The sequence below is a fragment of the Pedobacter sp. AC190 genome (assembly GCF_979258025.1).
In genome coordinates, this window is the sequence record NZ_OZ409824.1 from 2,440,252 (window position 1) to 2,459,745 (window position 19,494).

16 protein-coding genes are annotated in these 19,494 nt (G+C 35.3%); 6 read left to right on the forward strand and 10 right to left on the reverse strand.

Features of this window, described 5'->3' with window-relative positions:
• Positions 1-64: 64 nt before the first annotated feature.
• Positions 65-910 carry a hypothetical protein gene (locus ACZZZI_RS10720; RefSeq protein WP_316755027.1) on the forward strand — a complete coding sequence of 282 codons (846 nt, stop codon included), beginning with the start codon at positions 65-67 and terminating at the stop codon, positions 908-910.
• A gap of 892 nt (positions 911-1,802) precedes the next feature.
• Entirely contained in the window at positions 1,803-2,414 is a 612-nt protein-coding gene (locus tag ACZZZI_RS10725; protein ID WP_316755029.1) for a GIN domain-containing protein, read from the forward strand.
• Between the two features lie 160 nt (positions 2,415-2,574).
• Here ACZZZI_RS10725 and ACZZZI_RS10730 read toward each other — a convergent pair whose 3' ends face one another.
• From ACZZZI_RS10730 to ACZZZI_RS10750, 5 genes are all read right to left on the reverse strand, one after another.
• Complete coding sequence (locus tag ACZZZI_RS10730; RefSeq protein WP_463489409.1) at positions 2,575-2,835, reverse strand: hypothetical protein; 261 nt, start codon at positions 2,833-2,835, stop codon at positions 2,575-2,577.
• 181 nt (positions 2,836-3,016) lie between these two features.
• Positions 3,017-3,841, reverse strand: a complete 825-nt coding sequence (locus tag ACZZZI_RS10735) for a carboxypeptidase-like regulatory domain-containing protein (RefSeq protein ID WP_463489410.1) — start codon at positions 3,839-3,841, stop codon at positions 3,017-3,019.
• Between the two features lie 101 nt (positions 3,842-3,942).
• Positions 3,943-5,892, reverse strand: coding sequence for a tetratricopeptide repeat-containing sensor histidine kinase (locus tag ACZZZI_RS10740; protein ID WP_463489411.1), 1,950 nt, complete (start codon positions 5,890-5,892; stop codon positions 3,943-3,945).
• A gap of 381 nt (positions 5,893-6,273) precedes the next feature.
• On the reverse strand, positions 6,274-6,984 hold the full coding sequence (locus tag ACZZZI_RS10745) for a LytR/AlgR family response regulator transcription factor (RefSeq protein ID WP_463489412.1): 711 nt from the start codon (positions 6,982-6,984) through the stop codon (positions 6,274-6,276).
• Entirely contained in the window at positions 6,977-8,020 is a 1,044-nt protein-coding gene (locus ACZZZI_RS10750) for a sensor histidine kinase (RefSeq protein ID WP_463489413.1), read from the reverse strand. Before ACZZZI_RS10750 ends, ACZZZI_RS10745 begins: the two co-directional genes overlap by 8 nt.
• A 240-nt stretch (positions 8,021-8,260) precedes the next feature.
• Here ACZZZI_RS10750 and ACZZZI_RS10755 point away from each other — a divergent pair, with 240 nt between their 5' ends.
• Positions 8,261-10,633, forward strand: a complete 2,373-nt coding sequence (locus tag ACZZZI_RS10755) for an outer membrane beta-barrel protein (protein ID WP_463489414.1) — start codon at positions 8,261-8,263, stop codon at positions 10,631-10,633.
• Position 10,634: 1 nt separating this feature from the next.
• Here ACZZZI_RS10755 and ACZZZI_RS10760 read toward each other — a convergent pair whose 3' ends face one another.
• The 4 genes from ACZZZI_RS10760 to ACZZZI_RS10775 all read right to left on the reverse strand — a co-directional run bounded on the left by ACZZZI_RS10760 (position 10,635) and on the right by ACZZZI_RS10775 (position 13,577).
• A complete protein-coding gene (locus ACZZZI_RS10760; protein ID WP_463489415.1) occupies positions 10,635-11,147 on the reverse strand; it encodes a thermonuclease family protein in 513 nt (170 codons plus the stop codon).
• A gap of 438 nt (positions 11,148-11,585) precedes the next feature.
• On the reverse strand, positions 11,586-11,861 hold the full coding sequence (locus tag ACZZZI_RS10765; protein WP_463489416.1) for a hypothetical protein: 276 nt from the start codon (positions 11,859-11,861) through the stop codon (positions 11,586-11,588).
• A gap of 10 nt (positions 11,862-11,871) precedes the next feature.
• On the reverse strand, positions 11,872-12,462 hold the full coding sequence (locus ACZZZI_RS10770; protein ID WP_463489417.1) for a sigma-70 family RNA polymerase sigma factor: 591 nt from the start codon (positions 12,460-12,462) through the stop codon (positions 11,872-11,874).
• A 98-nt stretch (positions 12,463-12,560) separates the two neighbouring features.
• Positions 12,561-13,577 (reverse strand): 2-hydroxyacid dehydrogenase, encoded by a 1,017-nt coding sequence (locus tag ACZZZI_RS10775; RefSeq protein ID WP_463489418.1) that lies wholly within the window; start codon positions 13,575-13,577, stop codon positions 12,561-12,563.
• 158 nt (positions 13,578-13,735) lie between these two features.
• On the opposite strand from ACZZZI_RS10775, the gene ACZZZI_RS10780 reads away from it, so the two are divergent.
• The gene (locus tag ACZZZI_RS10780; protein WP_463489419.1) at positions 13,736-15,331 is read left to right on the forward strand and encodes an ABC-F family ATP-binding cassette domain-containing protein; all 1,596 of its coding nucleotides are present in this window, start codon (positions 13,736-13,738) and stop codon (positions 15,329-15,331) included.
• 56 nt (positions 15,332-15,387) lie between these two features.
• On the opposite strand, the gene ACZZZI_RS10785 is transcribed toward ACZZZI_RS10780, so the two are convergent.
• Positions 15,388-15,810 carry a VOC family protein gene (locus tag ACZZZI_RS10785; RefSeq protein ID WP_463489420.1) on the reverse strand — a complete coding sequence of 141 codons (423 nt, stop codon included), beginning with the start codon at positions 15,808-15,810 and terminating at the stop codon, positions 15,388-15,390.
• A gap of 236 nt (positions 15,811-16,046) precedes the next feature.
• Between ACZZZI_RS10785 and ACZZZI_RS10790 the strand changes: the two genes are divergently transcribed.
• Both ACZZZI_RS10790 and ACZZZI_RS10795 read left to right on the forward strand, forming a co-directional pair.
• A complete protein-coding gene (locus ACZZZI_RS10790; RefSeq protein WP_463489421.1) occupies positions 16,047-16,733 on the forward strand; it encodes a hypothetical protein in 687 nt (228 codons plus the stop codon).
• A 1-nt stretch (position 16,734) separates the two neighbouring features.
• Positions 16,735-19,494 carry a TonB-dependent receptor gene (locus ACZZZI_RS10795; RefSeq protein ID WP_463489422.1) on the forward strand — a complete coding sequence of 920 codons (2,760 nt, stop codon included), beginning with the start codon at positions 16,735-16,737 and terminating at the stop codon, positions 19,492-19,494.

Below are 19,494 nucleotides of genomic sequence, written 5' to 3' on the forward strand. Positions count from 1 at the left end.
ATCTTCAGCTGATATAGCTTAGAAGTTTAAGAGATAAATTATTAATAAAATAAATTCATTTAACATGACTCTTACAAAAGAAGGACGGGAAAGGAATAAAAAAATTCTTTTAGCTTTATTAAATTATTTGCTGGAGTATCATTCTAGTGATATGGTTTTTGATGATTTTAGTCAATCAAAACAATGGTATTTAGGCGACTTGAAGCGAACCGAAGAAGACATCAAAAAATATAGGTCGAAGCAAATTAAAAAACGCCTGGATATTCATATTTCTCTTTTAAGGCACCGTTACGATTTAAATTTTAATGATTACATCAAAGAAAATACAGGCTATGATATTGATATTTTCGAAGAATATAAAACCCGAATTTTACCAATTTTAGCCAAAAAGGAAATCGATAATAATGACTCTTATCTAGTAGAGAATTACCTAAAAGCCTACCGTCTAAACCCAAAAGAAAAAGAAAATGTAGCGATACTTGAAGGATTGCTGGTGGCACATAAAATCATGATAGATAAAATGATGAGCCTGGGTAAGACGGAAACATTCTATTCAATTGTTCAGGGCAAAAAGAGTATCACCATGAATGAGGAAGAATATACAGTATACAACAAGAAATTTAATGATAAATGGTTATTATCTGAAGAAATTTCGCCTAATGGTTTGTTTAAATTGAATGTGCAATTTAATGGAAAAGGTGCTTGCGCATCAACTTATGTAGTTATTTCGCTAATTGCTGGAACAGGAATAGTGTATGGCGTCGTTGGAGAGAAGCTTCCTATTAAAGCATATTGGGGTGATAATAATTCAGTAATTATTGAAACTAAAAAAGAATATAAAACCAGCTGTAAATATAGTCAGGTAAGTAGTTATGGTGAAGTATTTAAAATAGAATACCGTTTTTATTAATTAACCTTTTTAATCTTATTAAAATAATGGAATAACAAATCTATTTTTTACCATAAATATAGATCATATGGTTTCTGGAGGTCGTCTCGACCGTAGCGGAGAGATCTTTGACTTTGAATACCATTCGAGGCGCAGGTATGAACGAACCTTGGCGATCTTTTTAAATAAATTTATTTTCGCCTCATAGGCGCTAATTTGTGGTATCCCTAATATCAATCTTTCCCACAGCAGCAAATTTCCTTGTTGGCGTGAATCGTTAATAAGTACACAGATTTTACGGCTTCTCTCTTCCAAAATCTTCTATACCAGATCAACCCACCGCTACTGTCTTAATTGCAACCTTAGTTCATTAATCTTCTGTTTTTTCCAACCATAAAGGGGCTTAATCTCTGCATCCAGTAATCTAGCATAGCAAATGATGGCAGGTTAGGCTTTGAAATGTATGCGCAAACTTTCAAATTTGCATTGCACAAGGCGGCGGCGTCCACCCGATTTTTTATCGGGCTTGTACTGCCGTTATCAAAGTTTCGACGGGCATAACCCACATCAGATGCAAGTCTTGATGTTTGGTTACCTTTCTATCAATCAGGGGAAAGGTAAGAGCCCTTGCAGCGGCGAGCGAAATCCTAAGAAACCACACTATGCTTTAGCGGTGACCCCGACAATAGTTATAGGGATAGAATGTTTATGCCTCATTGTTGGCGATTGTAAACAGGAACTACTCTAAATTTCACCCCTATTACAAAATTACCTCAACCGTTCGTCGAGAAATTACAGGCGTTGGTCTAGCACTTACCTAAACTGGTATAATACAAGGTTTTTGCCTGCAACGTTTTATGCGTAGTGGCGTCTTAATAACAAAACAATAGCAAAAACCTAAAATATAAAAGATATGAAAACTTTAGCAAAAACATTATTCGCAACAGCATTAACAGCAGTAGTATTAACTTCTTCAGCTATGGCAACTTTCGCCACCGAGCCTGTTACAACAGAAACAAAAACATCTTCAATTAAAACTTTTGATAGGATTTGGGTAAGTGGAAATGTGAAAGTTATTTTAACACAAGGTGATAAACAGTCCGTAGTAGGCGGAGAAAACTTTAACCCCGCAAAAACTTCGGTTTCGAGCAATGGCAAAATCTTAGTTATTAATTCAACCGAAACTGGTGAGGTTACCCTTAACGTTACCGTTAAAAATTTAGAAAGAATAGAAGCTTACGGTCAGTCGCAAGTGATAACCACTAATAACCTGGATTTAAAATACCTGCAGTTATTTTTACACCATAGCGCTACAGCTAGAATCAAAACTACAACTGCAAGTTTATATTCAGTAGTGAATGATGATGCGGTATTGAAACTAAACGGTACTGCTGATCAGAGCACGATCATCGCAAGTAATCAGAAAAACTTGAAGCTTAATAATTTTGCAAGTCAACGATCAGCTTCTTACGCCTCGGAAGCGATTATGGCAGCTGAACAAAATGCCATGAATTTAGCAAAATAAAAAAATCAAACTCACGTTATAATTTGGCCGCCTATTAAGGCGGCTTTTTTGTTTAGAATTAATTTTTCCTACGCTGAAACTAAGTCAAATTCGGTTGTCAGCATTAATTTTTTAAAACTTTTCGTTTTAATCTTTCAACCTCAGCTTTCTCCTTTTAAACTTAACTTTCTGTTTCGAGTGCGTTTGTGATTTGCGTTAAAATTTTTTCGCTGAAATTATGTTTTCCTTTTAACCACTTGTTAACTTCGGTTATTTGGGTATCAACCAGATGAGCGAGCGTATTGGCATTGAGTCCTTTTTGTGTAAGAAGTAGACTAACTTTTGCTGCGGTTGCTAAATTTACCTTTGTCAATTTTTCGATGGCTGGGTTTCCATTTTCCAGTATCCAGTTCGAAACAAGATCTTCCTTCTGGGTATTCATACTTGTAGGCTACGCCTTTGTTGTTTTTAATTTTTTTGCAAAGATATTATCTTTGTTTTCTGCCAACAATTTTATTTGTATCAAAAATAGCAAACAAGGGGCGAGTCTCTTTCAGACTACTGGATTTATAATTCCTTTATGGGGCAGTGCGCCATAAAGTGAAGTGGAATTAAACACATAATTACATTTCTGCGGTAACATAAATGGTAGCGCCACCAACTTCATTTTTGCGCCATAAACCAAGACTATTACTTCTTAACCAACTATCTGAAGCACCCAATTTGGCGGCGAAAACAATACGTTTATTATCTTCTATACCATCGGGAAGGTATTCGAATGATACAACAAAATCTTGAGCGATATAAATATCCTCATCTGAAAGATCGATTGAAAGCCAACCTTTTTTTAGAATTTTTCTTTTTATAATACTTTTTTCAATTAATCTTTCTGCAGGGATACCGTTTTTAAAGGCATAAAAATTAACCCTGATGGTTACCTCGCGTTCATCGTTAGATATTAAAAAAATGTTTGCATCCAGTATTTTCGCAGCCGATTGAAGGTGAATTAACCTGGCTTGTTCGAAAATATCTGTAGAGGTTTTACTGGAAGTAGGTATAGACACCATTGGCGTTCTACCCGTGATGCCTAGTTTGCGGACTTTTCTTTTTGTATTACTGATTTTTACCTCGTTAAGTAGCTCTACCTTTTCGCTTAAAGTGATTTGAAGATTAGGTTGTTTTGCTAATTCTGTACCTGAAAATGTTTGCTCTTGAAATCCTATACAAGAAAAAGTAAAAGATTCGGCTAAAAGATCTTGAGGAATACTTAGCTTAAAGTTTCCTTTGACATCGCTGATTGTGCCTGTTTTGCCACCCTTAATCCCAATATTTACGTAAGACAATGGTTCTCCCTTAGCATCGGTAATTTTGCCGCTAATTAACTGTTGCGCCTTAGCTTGTAAAAGAAAAGCGCTGGTAAAAAGAAATAATAATAGATAAGTACGCATGTTTTAAATGTATAATATTGTTGCAATTTCTTTGCAAGTTTTAACATACTTTAACTTGGAAACGTAAAGGATCAAAAGATTTTTATAACAAGTAAGCAAAATTACTTGGCTTGTGAAGGGAAAGAAAAATAAAAACAAGCACCCTTTCCTTGATTGCTTTCTACCCATATTTTACCGTGGTTGGCTTTCACAAATTCTTTGCACAACATCAACCCTAAACCTGTTCCTTTTTCGCCTTCTGTTCCGTAGGCTACTTCAATATTGGCAACCTTAAATTTTTCCAGCTGCTCCATACTAATACCAGTCCCATTATCTTTTACTGAGAAAATTATTTCATGCTTTTGTTCATCAGCCTTAGCTAATATTTGCACATTGCCAGAGGCAAAGCTGAATTTTATGGCGTTAGATAAAAGGTTTCGAATAATAAAATCAAAATGATCTGCATCGCCACATAAACTGATTTCGGATAGAGAATTGTCGGTAATTGTGATTTGTTTTTCCTCGGCCTGATGGTAAAGTAAATTAATGTTTTTCTCAATTAAAATTTTCGAATTAAAGCTGACAGGATTTACCTGGATACCCTGCAACTGTGTTTGTCCCCATTTTAGCAAAGAATTTAGAATTTCGAGGGCTAATTCTCCTTGCTTTTTCATCATCGATACCTTGGATAATACCTGCGAATCGAGATCTCGTTTCTCCATAAGCGAAAGCATGGTAGTAATGCCGCCAATAGGGTTTCGGAGGTCGTGACCAATAACAGAAAAAAGCTTGTCTTTAACAAGATTGGTTTCTGAAAGTCTCTTGTTTAATTTTCGGGTGTTGTAAAAATGATAAGCACCCATTGTAATTATAAAAAAGGCAAATACTGACGCAAAAATACCCACATTACGTTCGAATGTTCGATGTTGGTTAGTAAGTTCGAGCTGAAAAATACTTGCCCTTGATCGCTCCAGTTCATCATTACCTTTAACAATAACAGATTCGCGTGATTTGTTGATCACAATAAGCGTTTGCAGCAAATTGTGGTGTGCTTCCAGTGCCAGAATTGCTTCTTTAAATTTGTTTTGTTGTTGATACGTTTCACTCAAGCTGCGGTAAATTTCTGCAGCCAATGGTTTGTTATCAATTTCCTTTGCAATAACAAGTGCACGGTTTAAATGATTTAGGCTTTGCCCTGCATTATCATATTTTAGTACGCCAGCTATATTAATTAAGGATCGAGCTTGTTCTTCAGGAATGGCATATTGCACAGCCTTCGACAAGGAAAGTTTATGATAGCTGAGTGCACTATCTTTGTTTCCGATGCGATTATGCACCATACCGCTACTGCTTAAAAAATCTAAGTGTGCACGTAAATGTGTGGGTTGCTGATCACTTTTATTAAATCCTTCATTAAAAATAACCAAGGCCCTGTTATTGCTGTCTATATCCGAATAAAGATTACCTAGCTTTTTAAGCAGATCAAGATAATCGTTAGAAAGGGGTTGCATTTCGCCAATTGCTTTCGCTTTAAGAAAATATCCAAGTGCTGCATCACTGTTACCCATGTGTTGGTTAACTTCTCCAAGATTTTTATAGCTAAGAAACGTACCATGATTTAAATGAAGTACTGTATAAAGACTTATCGCTTTCTCCAGATTAAGATTTGCTTGTTTGAGGTTTTTTGCCTTACCGTACAGGTAGCCGAGAAACATATAAGCATGGGCACTTTCTGCATTTGAAGGATTGATTTTTTTATGCAGATTAAGGGCTTGAGTTTGATAGCTTATGGCCGTTATAAGAGAATGATATTGCAAGTTGAGCACTGCCATTTGCGAGAGCGTACGAGCTTCGCCGAGGGTAAAGTTAGTTTTACGAGCTTCCTTTAACGCATATCTGGCGAAATTTACCGATAAAGCAGGTTGATCGGCTTCGTGCAAACGCGATTTTTTTAATAGCTGACTAACGATTAATGTATCACGCGAAAGCGTTTTATAATTGCTTTTCTTGTCTTTAGCAAATACAAACAGGCTTAACATACAGAGAAAGGTTATCAATTTGATAATTTTCATATTAAATATACGATGTTAGGTGCAAGCTAGGATTTAATTTATTTTGGTGCTGAGTTTTATACGTTGCAGGCTTCGCAAGTATCTAGCGATGATCTAATCAAAATGAAGATGCCCTGCAATTTATACTTTTTCTTTCACAGGAAAATAGGCTGACGATTCGGTTTTGGCTCATTAAAATAAACTTGATGATTTAGGGGGAATAATGTATCTGGTAGTAACAGGGCTTTTGAGAGATTTACATGGAAAATAGAAATAAGTTTGAACAATTGCAATTCAATTGTTCAATTATTAATTTTTAACCCCCATAAATAAGACTTTTCCTAAGGTAGAATACCTTAAAAGCCTTTGAAACGCCTTTAAGGGCGTATTCTAGAGTTGTGCTTATTTTATATATTTAAAGAAAATTTCTTTATAGCTATCCGAAATTGGAATCAGCTTATCGCGAATGCTGATTCGTCCTCTTTCAATAAAATCGATTTTATCAAGAGATACAATAAAGGATTTATGAACCCGCATAAAGTTAGGTTCAGGCAGGCTTTCCTGAATACTTTTCATGCTTTGCAGAGTTAAAATGGTTTCGTTTATGGTTCTGATGACAACATAATCTCTTGCGCCTTCAAAGTAGCAAATATCGGCATGATTTATTTTGACAAACCGATTCTCCGTTTTAATGAAAATATATGACTGCTGAGGTTGTGAGGAGTTTGTTTCGTTAAAAAATTTATTTTTTGCAGCAAGCAACCAGGCTTTTTCTACAGCAATTTGAAAGTTTGCCATAGTAATAGGCTTAAGCAGGTAATCAAGTATTTCGAATCGATATCCATCAATAGCAAATTCACTATAGGCTGTGGTTACTATAACCATACATTTTTTCTGCAACAGTTCAAGAAATTCTAAACCACTTAGTTCGGGCATTTGCATATCCAGAAAAATAAGATCTATTGCTTCCGATTTTAAATAACTAATCGCTGCCAAAGGATTGGATACAGCAGAAATTAAATTCAATCCTGGTGTTTTTTCGATATAATCGGATAGAAGGGACAATGCCAAAGGCTCATCATCTACCACCATGCAGTTTAATACATTAGCCATTGATGGTCATTTTAAGTTTCACATCAAATATGTTATTGTTTTCAATGATTTTAAGCTCGAAATCATTTGGCTTTAGTAGTTCTAATCTTTTACGCACATTTTCAAGCCCTATTCCACCAGTTTCATCTTTATGCATGTTATTCTTTTTATTTTTAATATTAAAATAAAGCCATTTATCTTTAACACTAATAGTTATAGAAAGTGGATATTCTGTAGTTTTAAGATCGCCATGTTTAAATGCATTTTCTACAAAAGGAATTAAAGTTAGTGGAGTAATGGTTAAACCCTCATCAATACCTTCCTCAATATCAATTTTTATGCAAGGCGTAAAATCGTACCTCATCAATTGCAAATCTATAAAGTTATGCAGGTAACTTATTTCTTTACTTAACAACACCAAATCTTCTTTTTGATAAAGCATATAACGAAGCAGTTCGGATAGCTTACTTACGGCGGGGAGTGCATTTTCTGATTTTTGATAAATTAAAGTGTAAATGCTGTTTAAATTATTGAAAAGAAAATGAGGATTAATCTGAGACTTTAAAAAAGAAAGCTCTGCATTTCTGGCTTGTAGCTCCAGCGCCTGTTTCTTCAGCTTGCTAAAACGCTCGTACTGTACCCCGAAAAACACAATAGAAAGCAAACTAAAATAAATGGTAAAGTAGATGTTATCGGGGATATAAATTTTAGCCGTTCGGGCATTTGTTCCATAATTATGATGCCCAGTGATGGCAAAAATAATTATTTCTTCTATCAGGTAACGAAGCGAAATCATAAGCGGAATGGCAATTATTAAATATACCAAAGTCGTAATTATGGTTCCTTTACGTGGATAGAGGTAAAAAAAGAGTAAGTATGTTAAAATAGCATCGAGCAAAAAAACATAGAAAGAAGTATTTAAAAATACATGGATAAGGTTTTGAAAAAAGCCTGCAACGCCTTTTCCATTACTAAATTCATTAACAGAACCCGAAAGATGATCTGCCAAATAGAAGGCGGTAAAACAAAGTATCAGCAGCGGGATTTTTGGTCTCATAACTCAAATCTACAGCTTTATATAGATTCTGAAATACAACATTAACAGAAAGTTAGCTTTCTATTAAACCTCCAAAATTTTGCAGAATAAAACAGCCAGTTGGCCTTCACTATTGCGCTTGTTAAAGATTCTATTCTTTATTGTTGAGGTTTGGATTTCATCTTTAGCAAAAAACAAACCGACAGGCATAGCGACTAAACCGCAATTATTACCTGTTTAAAAAACCAAACTGTATTAGCGATGAAATATTTCTACCTATCGATTATTTTAATTTTAATAACTGGTTTTAGTGAAGCCAGACAAGTTGCAACGATTGATGGAACAATTATCGATTCAGTTAAAAGAGCTATTGCAGGTGCTAGTATCACCATACATAATTTATCGAATCAGGTAATTTATAAAACAGTTTCGGATGGAACAGGAAAGTTTTCTATTAAAGGGGAAATAGGTAAAAGTTATCTGGCAGTTAACCACATGGGATATATTCCTTATCGCATTAGCTTAACAGATACTACAGGCTTCTTAAATATTGTTTTAATGTCGACAAGCCAGCAATTGAAGGAAGTAATAATTAGCAGCAGTAGACCTTTTTTACAACAAGAGCCCGACAAGCTTCTGGTAAATGTAGATGGTAATCCGAAAGCTGGTATCAATGCCGTAGATGTACTAAAAAAAATACCTGGTGTGCTTATCAATCGTGATGATATTACCGTAGAAGGTAAGCCTATTATGGTTTTAATAGATGGAAAACCTACTCGGCTCAGTGGCAATTCTTTAATAACATTACTCGAATCGTCGCCCAGTACAGATATCGGACAAATTGAGGTTATTTATAATCCTTCTGCAAAATATGATGCTGCTGGTGCTGGCGGAATTATCAATATTAAAACCATTAAAAGGATAAAGCCAGGATATGATGCAACTATCAATTTTACTTTAGGACATGGCTGGAAATATCCATCGGCAAATGGAAGTGCAGGGCTTAACTATAAAAAAGGGAAAAATAATATAACCCTCAATTATAGCCGTAGCGGAGGTAAACAATATCAGGAATTGCAAACTGTAAATAAGCAACAGGATTTGAATCAAACACTGCTTGATTCGTCGGTTTACAATACACCTTACCAAAGTCAAAATATTCGGACTGGCTTCGAACGTAGTTTAAATACTAAAGAAAGCATCAGCGCATTGTTAATAGGAAACTACAGTAAGAGAGAACCAGGTTTTACCTCTATTGCAAAAGTTGGGTCTTTTTCTAATGCTAATGATTTTGATTATACGTTGTCTGAAAATCCAGGCTCTGTTGTGAATAAGGGCTTAAATTTAAACCTTAGTTATCGATATTTAATTGATACCAAAAAGCAGCAGGAACTTAATATAGACGCCGATGCGGGATTATTTGAATATCACAATGAGAGTAAAAATTTAATCACCCAGCTAAATAATGGCTTACCAATAAGTCGAAATTATATTCAGGAAGGAAAAACTACCTCACAGATTTACAGCTTAAAGGCCGATTATACACAGAAAATAAAATCTGGTACGCTCGAAACTGGTTTAAAAATTAGCGACGTTGGTTTAGAGAATAATTTTAGTTCTGTAATGAGCAGTCAGGGGCAACCTGCTCTGGATTATGGAAGTAACGAATTTCATTACGATGAAACAATTATTGCAGTTTACGGTGCCAGCCGAATGGTTTTTGATAAATTTAGTTTGCAGCTTGGGCTACGGGCAGAACAAACTTTTACCAGTGGCATATCGCTAACGCTCGAAAGCAGGGTTAAGAATGCCTATTTAAATCTTTTTCCAAACTTTAGCTCAGGGTTTAAAACAGGAAAGCACGCCTTCTCGTTAACTTATGGAAGAAGGATAGGAAGGCCATCATACAGCGAGCTGAATCCTTTTATGATTGTTACAGGTGCTTTTAGCTCGAGAACAGGAAATCCTTATCTCAATCCTTCTTATACCCAAAATTTCAGACTTGCTTACGTTTACAACAGCAAGCTTAATTTTTCTACCTCTTATTCTACCACTAAAGATGTAATTACCGATTTCCAGACGAGGGACAACCAGGATGAAATTTCCAAAGTGCTTAAAGCGAATATTAGTAGTTACCACAATGTGGGCTTTAATATGTCGTACAACAATACTTTGTTTAAATTCTGGCAGCTTAATTACGCTTTAGGAATATCGAACAGTAATTATCGCTTTAATTACAATAACGTAATGGAACAGGTTAAGCAAAGTACAGGTTACTTATCTATCGGAAATAACTTTCAACTTAGTAAAACTGTTTATGCCGAAATATTTTTCTATGGGCAGGCTAGGGTAACTTATGGTACATATATAAATCTCCCATTTAGCACAACGAGCTTTAGTTCAGGCAAAAAAATATGGAAGGGTAATGGCAATCTTGGGATCAGTATCAATGATATTTTTTTTACAGGCATAACCAGAAGTTTAAGGAATTATGGAAATATATATTATAGCGTAAAAAGTAAATATGATAGCAGAAGCATTCGCTTAAATTTTTCTTATCGTTTTGGCAACGCCAGAATCGAAGGCAGGAAACGAAATTCCGGTTCGGATGAGGAACAAAGGCGAAATCAGTAATTTAAAGAAAAAATGCTTTTGGTTTTGGTTTCCGCCATTCCCATGGTGGTGTTGGCTTTGCATCTTTCCACAAACCAACTTTATTTCTTCTGGCTTCTATTTCCAGTTGTGCATAAAGCGGGTCGGTAGAATATTTTTTATAATGCCAGGCCATGCCTTTTTTAATCATTTCCTGATTAACGGTTTGTTTTCTTGAATTAATTACTACCGCAATAAGTCTTTTATAGCGATCGAATTTCTGTGCCTGAATGGTAACGTTTTGCCCAAAGCATAAATCCGATAGTGCAATTTTAGCGTTATTACCAAAAGGTTGTTTTCTTCTTTTTTCTGGACAATCGATATGTGCCAGTCTTATTTTTATTGGCGTATTTTGGTATAAAACCTCCATCGTATCGCCATCCAAAATTCGAATAACTTTGGCGGTAAAAACGGTGTTTTTTAAATTGCCTGGATCAGCAAGACTGAAAGCCTGACCACTAAAAAGCAGTAAAATCAGGGCAGTTATTTTTCCCATCCACATAATTTTTTTGTGTCTTTGGTTGCTTTTTCAAAGGTAGTTTTCCAAAATTTTATATTGGCAGTTGCTTAAACCCCGGCAGGTGGATTTATTTGATATTTCTAGCACTTTCGCTGCTGTAAATATAATCAGTGCTTGACACTTTGAATAGAATGTTGGTAAACAAAAACAGCAATAGATATTGGATTTTCGTAGGAGGATGGGAAATTAAATAATAGAATAGCCTTTCTAATTTTCAAAAAACATATCGGTACACATCCAATCGATTCTTTTAAATACTTAGACCACCCACTTCATATATTTTAACTAATCATACTTCCAGCCACCGCTTTATATTAAATGTTATAGCTTTGGTTTGCTGTTCAATATTGGGGGCAATATTATTTGCTTTTGGTGTAGATTATTTGACAGGAAAACAAAAAAATAAACGGCCAGTTAAAACTGACTAAGCTTTTCATCTAACCGTTTTTGTAAATCCTTTTTAAAATCATCATCGAGTTTTAGACTATGATGTTGCGAAGCATTAAATAGCGACTTTACCATGTGGTTAATTACTAAGCTCTGCTTTTCGAAAGTTTTGCAAATCGAACAACCAGCTAAATGAATAGATAGTTCTATTTTTTCGCGAAGTGTAATTTTACCGATTTGTTTCTTCTCGATTAAAAAGGTTGCTTTCCTGCAATTGTATTGAATCTTTTTTAGTTCGTTCATTTCGTTGATATTAAATCCAGTTTTTTTGAAGGCACGAACGCAGGTTTACTTTTGTTCGATGTATAATTACCCAAAAATTGGAGGAAGATATTCTAAGCGCTGTACAAATGCTTTCGGCACTTTCATCATCTAGATGTTTCATAGTAAAAACCGATAACCATAGGGCAGGTAATTTGTGGAAACAAAGTTGAAGTATCTGATTAAATTCTTTCTTTCCTAGGACATCAAAATCCTCAATACCAAATGCTTTAGGGCGATGATTTTGATTCCAATGGCCATCATCGTTGTCGAAAAAATCCTGGGCATTGTAATCTTCCGCCTCGCTAATTTCTTGCTTTAAAAGTGATGCCGATTTTTTTCGGTACACGTCGATAATTTTGTTTCTTAAAATCGCGGTAAGCCAGGTGCCTTCTTTACTTCTGCCTTCAAACTTTTCTACTTTTTCTAAGGCTGCTAAGAATGTTTCCTGTACTAAATCTCTTGCTAATTCATCATCGTTAATGCGTGTTACGGCATAATTGTAGAGGTAATCGGCATAGTTTACAACCCAGTTTTTAGGGTTGCAGGGAAAGGTATTTAAAGTTGCTGGCTCCGTTTGCATTTGCTTTTCAAATAATTTTGCTGATGATTATTACTACGCTCAATTCAGTGTTAGTCGGTATAGATTTTATTTCCTTACAAATTATTTACGATTAAAATTTAAACTAATACTGCTGGGTCGTTATCAACGGCTTGATTTTGCAATAGCTTAGAAATGGTGTGTAATGTTGACTCTGCAATTTCTACAAGAGCTTCCTGGGTAAAAAATGCCTGATGACCCGTAACCAGTACATTTGGAAAGCTGATTAAGCGCTGAATCTCATCATCATCGATGATACTGCCAGATAAATCTTTGAAGAAGAGTTTTTGCTCCTGCTCATAAACGTCGATTCCTAATGCTCCAATACGGCCGTTTTTTAACGCTTCAATAGTATCTTTTGTATTAATTAATCCGCCTCTGCTGGTATTAATTATAATTACACCTTTTTTCATTGCTGCAATTGCCGCAGCATTAATTAAGTATCCATTTTCTGCTGTTAAGGGGCAATGGAGCGAAATTACATCTGCCAGTTTTATCACTTCGTGAAAAGGTAAATATTCAACACCGCGTAATTTCAAATCGTCATTTTCGAATGGATCAAAAGCTACTACTTTGCAGCCAAAGCCCAGCATAATCTTGCAAAAGGAAGCGCCTATTTTTCCAGTTCCAATTACAGCAATTGTTTTCCCGAAAAGGTTAAAACCCATAAGGCCCGTTAGCGAGAAATTTTGTTCTCTTACCCGATTATAAGCTTTGTGTGTTTTACGATTTAAGGTGAGCAGCATGGCAACAGCGTGTTCTGCTACAGCTTCGGGCGAGTAGGCAGGAACCCGACAAACCCTCAAGCCATATTTCCTTGCAGCATCCAAATCCACATTATTAAAGCCTGCACATCGAAGGGCAATAATTTTAACTCCTTTTTCGAATAGGGTTTTAATTACCTCGGCAGTTAACTTATCATTAACAAATACACAAACTACATCTGTACCAGTTTTTACAGCATCAGCTATATGCGGGCCTAAATGAGTTTCCCAGAATTCCATCTCAAAACCGTAATGGTTGTAGCGTTCAAAAAATGTATTATCGTATGGTTTTGCAGAGAAGAACAGGATTTTCATAGTAGCTAAAATACTCATTTAGTTCGGCTATATAGCTGTGATTTAAATCATTTTCTTATTTTTGCATCATAATCAAAACCAATTCTGAATGTAGGATTTAATTTCTTTTCAAAAAAAATAACTAGCACAGGCACATTAGGCTGTTGCTTTTAATTATTTACAGTTAAAAAGAAATTATGCTTATTCTACAAGAGAGTACTTACGTACATCCAAATAGAGATATACTCTTTTCAGGGTTAAATCTCCAAATCAATAAAAACGATAAAATTGCACTGATTGGAAATAACGGTTCGGGTAAATCTACAATCTTAAAAATATTAGCTGGAGATTTAATTCCCTCAAAAGGCGTTCTCAAGGCAGAAGTTAAACCTTACTATGTGCCGCAAATTTACGGGCAATACAATAACTGCACAGTTGCTGAAGCATTGGGCATTGCCGATAAGCTGAATGCTTTTTACGAAATTTTAGAAGGTCGGGCAACGGAGTCAAATTTATATACACTAAATGACGATTGGTTAATCGAAGAACGTTGCAAGGAAGCACTTGCAATTTGGGGCTTAGATGAATTGGATTTGATGCAAAAACTGCAGTTGTTAAGTGGCGGACAAAAAACGAAAATTTTTCTTGCTGGCATCCACATTCACCAACCCGAAATGGTGCTGCTTGATGAGCCGAGTAACCACCTTGATGATGCAGGTCGATTAAGTTTATATAATTATGTAGCCTCAACTAATCATACCTTACTGGTGGTAAGCCACGATCGAACATTACTTAATCTGCTAAATGTGGTTTATGAGCTTAATAAAGCTGGTATCACTGTTTATGGGGGGAACTATGATTTCTATATCGAACAAAAAAAGATAGAAAGTGAGGCACACGAGTACGATTTGAAAAATAAAGAAAAAGCGTTGCGTAAGGCAAAAGAAATACAAAAGGAATCAATAGAGCGGCAACAAAAATTAGATGCCCGAGGAAAAAAGAAACAAGAAAAGGCAGGTTTGCCTACTATTTCAATGAATACGCTGAAAAATAATGCCGAAAAAAGCACTTCTAAAATTAAAGGCATACACGCAGAAAAGGTAAATGAAATTACCAAAGATCTAAGTCAATTGCGGAGGGAAGCGTTGGATGTTGACAAGATGAAGATGGGTTTTGAAGCCTCTCGTTTTCATAACGGAAAAATTCTGATTACTGCGGAGCAGATAAATTTCCAATATAATAGTCAGTTGTTATGGAAAAAGCCCCTAAGTTTTCAATTTACTGCTGGAGAAAGAATTGCTGTTAAAGGTTTAAACGGTTCAGGCAAAACCACATTTATTAAGATGATACTCGGATTGCTTGTGCCCCAGTCGGGCAGAATTAAAATCAGCGATTTTAATGCAGTTTATATTGATCAGGATTACTCTTTAATTCGTGACGATTTTAGTGTTTATGAGCAGGCACAGTCTAATAATTCGGGGGCATTGTTGGAGCATGAAATTAAAATTCGTTTAAACAGGTTTCTTTTCACGAAAGAATTTTGGGATAAACCCTGCGCAACGTTAAGTGGTGGAGAAAGGATGCGGTTAATGTTATGCTGTTTAACAATTGGCACGCAGGTTCCAGATGTTATCGTTTTAGATGAGCCAACAAATAACCTCGATATTCAAAACATAGAAATTTTAACTGCTGCGGTTAATGAATATGTAGGGTTGCTTTTAGTTGTTTCTCATGATGAATATTTTCTGAATCAAATCGGAGTTGAAAGGTTTATAAGCTTAACAGGCACTTAAAAGAGTAATGAGGTTGTATAATAAGTTGTTTTTTATTTATATACAGTCTCATTATCTTAATATGATCCGAAATTAATCATCCATTGTATTCCGAACTTATCTTTAAAGCTTCCAAAATAATCGCCCCAAAACTGATCTTCCATTGGCATTTCTATGGTGCCGCCATTCGATAAACCGTTAAATAACCGATCTGCCTCTTCACGGCTCTCGGCTGCAATATTAATGTATATATTATTACCTGAGTTAAGTACATGGCCCGCCGAAGGGACGCAATCTGATGCCATTAAAATGGTATGCTCATTTATTGGTAAAGCAACGTGCATTACGCGATTACGTTCCTCTTCAGGGAATTGCTCAGAATCTGGTGCATCACCTATTTTTTTAAGAAAAATAAATTCGCCACCGAAAATTGATTTGTAGAAATTAAAAGCTTCTTCGGCCTGGCCATCGAAGTTTAAGTATGGGTGAAATGTATTCATATATTAGTGCTTTGATAAGCTAAGTTAAGCAACACTAAAACAGGCAGATGGGTGTATTCAAGACAAATTTAAGGGTTGTAGGTGCGCTGTCTTTTAGAGCCATAGAGAATAACATTTTTGATACTTAATATTTTGTACAGCTTAATTATTTAACTTAAAAAATTATATCTCTCTATAAAATGTTCAAAGCTATAAGCTGTTCACTTCTTTTTTTAATTGGGCTTAGTCAAGCTGCAATGAGCCAGTTAGTTAAGTCTGATGGTGCTGAAGTTCAATCAATAGCTGAAAAGAATATCGAAACTTATTTCAATAAAGCTATCGGTTCTCAATCTCGTTTATATAACGGCTTTTCTTATGTTGGTTACCGATCTAATATCGATGGATCGCCGTACTTGCTCGAAGAAAAGTTACTTAAAAATGGTACTGTAGTTTACAATGGGTTTAAGTATGAGAATGTTCCATTACTTTATGATGTTTATAAAGACGTGTTAGTTAGCAATAACTACGAAAGCTCTTTACAATTCAGTTTAATTTCTGAAAAAGTAAGTTCGTTTACAATTTTAGATCACCATCACGTTTTTATAGATACGAGTAAAGATAGTGTTAACATTCCTTTTAAAAGTGGGTTCCTGGAGCTGCTTCACGATGGGAAAACTCAAGTTCTCGTTAAGCGATCTGCAAGTTTGCAACAAACATCGGGAACTGCCGATTTAAGAAAATATTTTCAGGTAAGAACTCAATTCTTTGTGAAAAAAGATGGTAGCTATTCTAAAATCACCAATGAAAGCTCTTTCCTTAAACTTTTTAAAGATCATAAGGCCGAGATGAAACGATTGCTTAAAACCAATGCTGTTAAATTTAGAAAAGAACCGACAAAGGCAATGGTTTTATTAGCTAATTATTTTGATAATCTTTCTAACTAACATGCGCTTCACTATTTATTTTGTTTTTACTTTTTTCTCGTTTCTGAGCTTAAGCTCATTTGCGCAGAACGATATTTCAAAACCAATATCAGTTGATTTCAATAACGCGAAAATAATCGATTTGGTAAAGGATATTGAAGCCAAAACTGCTTATCATTTTTATTTCGAGGAAGTTAATGCCGATAGTTTGACCATTACATTAAAAGTAGAGCAAAAGCCAGTGTCTTTTATACTGGAAGAGGCATTTAAAAACACTGATTTTCATTATGCTATTAGCGGAAACGATATATTTTTAACTCGAAATAAACAAATTAAAACAGAGTTGGCCGAAGGCTACTATGCAGTTAAGGAAGGCCAAAAAGCAAAGGAAGTTAAAACTGCAGATTATTTTAATGATACCCAAACCGAAAAAGTAGCTGATGCAACGATAGAAAATAAGGTATATGCTGTAGGTATAAAAACTGGCCAGGCCAGGGCAACAATGGCGGGTTATTTGAAAGATATAAAAACAGGAGAACCAATTGTAGGCGCCAGTATTTATTCTTTAGAATCAAAGGTAGGTGCCATGTCAGATCAATTTGGATTTTACTCGCTAACACTTCCTACGGGTAGGCATACACTGGTTGTTAAGTCTGTTATCTCGCGTGATGCAAGAAGACAGATTTTACTAAACGGTGATGGTAAGCTGAACATCGAACTTCAGGAGCAGATTTTTTCTCTTAAAGAGGTGAAAATTTCCTCAGATAAAATCGCGAATATTAAAAGTTTGGAAATGGGCGTTAACCGCCTTAATATAAAAGATATTAAGCAGGTGCCTTCAGTTTTTGGCGAGCCCGATATTCTGCGTGTGGTGCTTACTTTACCTGGCGTTCAATCTGTTGGTGAGGCAAGTACTGGTTTTAGTGTTCGGGGAGGTTCTCAAGATCAGAACTTAATTTTGCTTAATGATGCCACAATATATAACCCATCACATTTTTTTGGTTTCTTTTCTGCATTCAATCCTGATATAGTAAAAGATGTACAGCTTTATAAAAGTACAATACCCGAACGTTTTGGCGGACGATTATCATCAGTATTAGAAGTAACTAATCGCGAAGGCAACAAAAAGAAATTTACAGGCACAGCAGGTATTGGTCTGATAACCAGTAGAATAAATATTGAAGGGCCAATCGATAGTAATAAAACCTCCTTTATTTTAGGCGCAAGAACTACTTATTCTAATTGGCTGCTAAAATTGCTTCCTGATGATTATAAGCAAAGCAGAGCCTCTTTTACAGATATAAATTTGGGTATCAGTCACCAGTTTGATGAAAAAAACAACATCTACTTCTCTGGCTACTACAGTACTGATGATTTCAAGTTAAATAGCGATACAGCCTACAGTTATAGCAATAAAAATGCATCATTAAAGTGGAAACATATCTTTAACAATAAGATTTATGGTGTGTTTTCTGCTGGCGTAGATCGGTATGAATATAATATTAACAGTGCTGTAAATCCTTTAACAGCATACAACCTCGATTTTAATATTAATCAATCGAATTTTAAAACCGATTTCACTTATTACTTAAATAACAACCACACGATTAATTTTGGTTTATCGAGCATTTATTATAAACTAAATCCAGGTAATTTCAATCCAAAAGGCGATGAATCTTTGGTTCGGCCAGATTTAATGCCATCTGAGCAGGCTTTAGAAAGCGCATTATACATTGGTGATAAATATGATATTGGCACTAACCTTTCGATAAGTGCTGGTTTGCGATATTCTCTTTATAACTATTTAGGGCCGCAAACGATAAATAATTACGCTCCGGGATTGCCAAAAACGAGTGTTAATTTAATTGATAGTGTAAAGTATGGGAATAATAAGCTTATTCAAACTTATCATGGGCCTGAAGTGAGGCTTTCGGCTAGATATAACTTGAGTGATAACTTTTCTGTAAAAGCTTCATATAATACGTTAAGGCAATATATTCATTTGTTATCGAACACAACAGCCATTGCACCAACTGATGTCTGGAAATTGAGCGACCCTAACATTAAACCGCAGTTTGGGAGCCAGGTTTCTTTAGGACTTTATAAGAACTTTAAATCGCAAACTATAGAAACTTCTGTAGAGGTTTACTATAAAAAGTTAAAAGACTATCTGGATTATAAGAGTGGTGCTAATTTGGTGCTCAACCATCATATAGAAACTGATGTTTTAAATACCGAAGGAAAAGCTTACGGCGTTGAATTTTTTGTACGTAAAAACACAGGAAATCTTAATGGCTGGATGAGTTATGCTTATTCTCGAACCTTCCTTAAAATGGATGATGCAACTATAGCAGCTCCTGTGAATGGTGGAAATTATTACCCTGCAAACTATGATAAACCGCATGCCTTTAATTTTACTGGAAATTATCGTTTTACGCATCGTTATAGCTTCTCGCTAAACGTAACTTATAGTACTGGCAGACCAATTACACTTCCAATTGCGAAGTACTATTATGCTGGCAGCGAGCGGGTTTTTTACTCGGATCGAAATGCATATAGAATACCAGATTATTTCCGTTCCGATATCTCATTAAACATCGAGGGAAATCATAAAGTGCATCAGCTTACTCATAACTCCTGGACAATTGGAGTTTACAATGTTACAGGCAGACAAAATGCTTATTCAACATACTTTACAGAGCAAAACGGTGTAATAAGTGGTTACAAGCTTTCCATCTTTGCATCAGCAATTCCATTTATCAACTATAATATAAGATTTTAA

Coding starts and splice junctions, on each gene's coding strand:
- ACZZZI_RS10770 (WP_463489417.1), bottom strand. CDS start 12,462: ATGCAAACGGAGCCAGCAACTTTAAATACCTTTCCCTGCAACCCTAAA.
- ACZZZI_RS10765 (WP_463489416.1), bottom strand. CDS start 11,861: ATGAACGAACTAAAAAAGATTCAATACAATTGCAGGAAAGCAACCTTT.
- ACZZZI_RS10750 (WP_463489413.1), bottom strand. CDS start 8,020: ATGAGACCAAAAATCCCGCTGCTGATACTTTGTTTTACCGCCTTCTAT.
- ACZZZI_RS10795 (WP_463489422.1), top strand. CDS start 16,735: ATGCGCTTCACTATTTATTTTGTTTTTACTTTTTTCTCGTTTCTGAGC.
- ACZZZI_RS10725 (WP_316755029.1), top strand. CDS start 1,803: ATGAAAACTTTAGCAAAAACATTATTCGCAACAGCATTAACAGCAGTA.
- ACZZZI_RS10780 (WP_463489419.1), top strand. CDS start 13,736: ATGCTTATTCTACAAGAGAGTACTTACGTACATCCAAATAGAGATATA.
- ACZZZI_RS10730 (WP_463489409.1), bottom strand. CDS start 2,835: ATGAATACCCAGAAGGAAGATCTTGTTTCGAACTGGATACTGGAAAAT.
- ACZZZI_RS10775 (WP_463489418.1), bottom strand. CDS start 13,577: ATGAGTATTTTAGCTACTATGAAAATCCTGTTCTTCTCTGCAAAACCA.
- ACZZZI_RS10790 (WP_463489421.1), top strand. CDS start 16,047: ATGAGCCAGTTAGTTAAGTCTGATGGTGCTGAAGTTCAATCAATAGCT.
- ACZZZI_RS10745 (WP_463489412.1), bottom strand. CDS start 6,984: ATGGCTAATGTATTAAACTGCATGGTGGTAGATGATGAGCCTTTGGCA.
- ACZZZI_RS10755 (WP_463489414.1), top strand. CDS start 8,261: ATGAAATATTTCTACCTATCGATTATTTTAATTTTAATAACTGGTTTT.
- ACZZZI_RS10735 (WP_463489410.1), bottom strand. CDS start 3,841: ATGCGTACTTATCTATTATTATTTCTTTTTACCAGCGCTTTTCTTTTA.
- ACZZZI_RS10740 (WP_463489411.1), bottom strand. CDS start 5,892: ATGAAAATTATCAAATTGATAACCTTTCTCTGTATGTTAAGCCTGTTT.
- ACZZZI_RS10785 (WP_463489420.1), bottom strand. CDS start 15,810: ATGAATACATTTCACCCATACTTAAACTTCGATGGCCAGGCCGAAGAA.
- ACZZZI_RS10720 (WP_316755027.1), top strand. CDS start 65: ATGACTCTTACAAAAGAAGGACGGGAAAGGAATAAAAAAATTCTTTTA.
- ACZZZI_RS10760 (WP_463489415.1), bottom strand. CDS start 11,147: ATGGGAAAAATAACTGCCCTGATTTTACTGCTTTTTAGTGGTCAGGCT.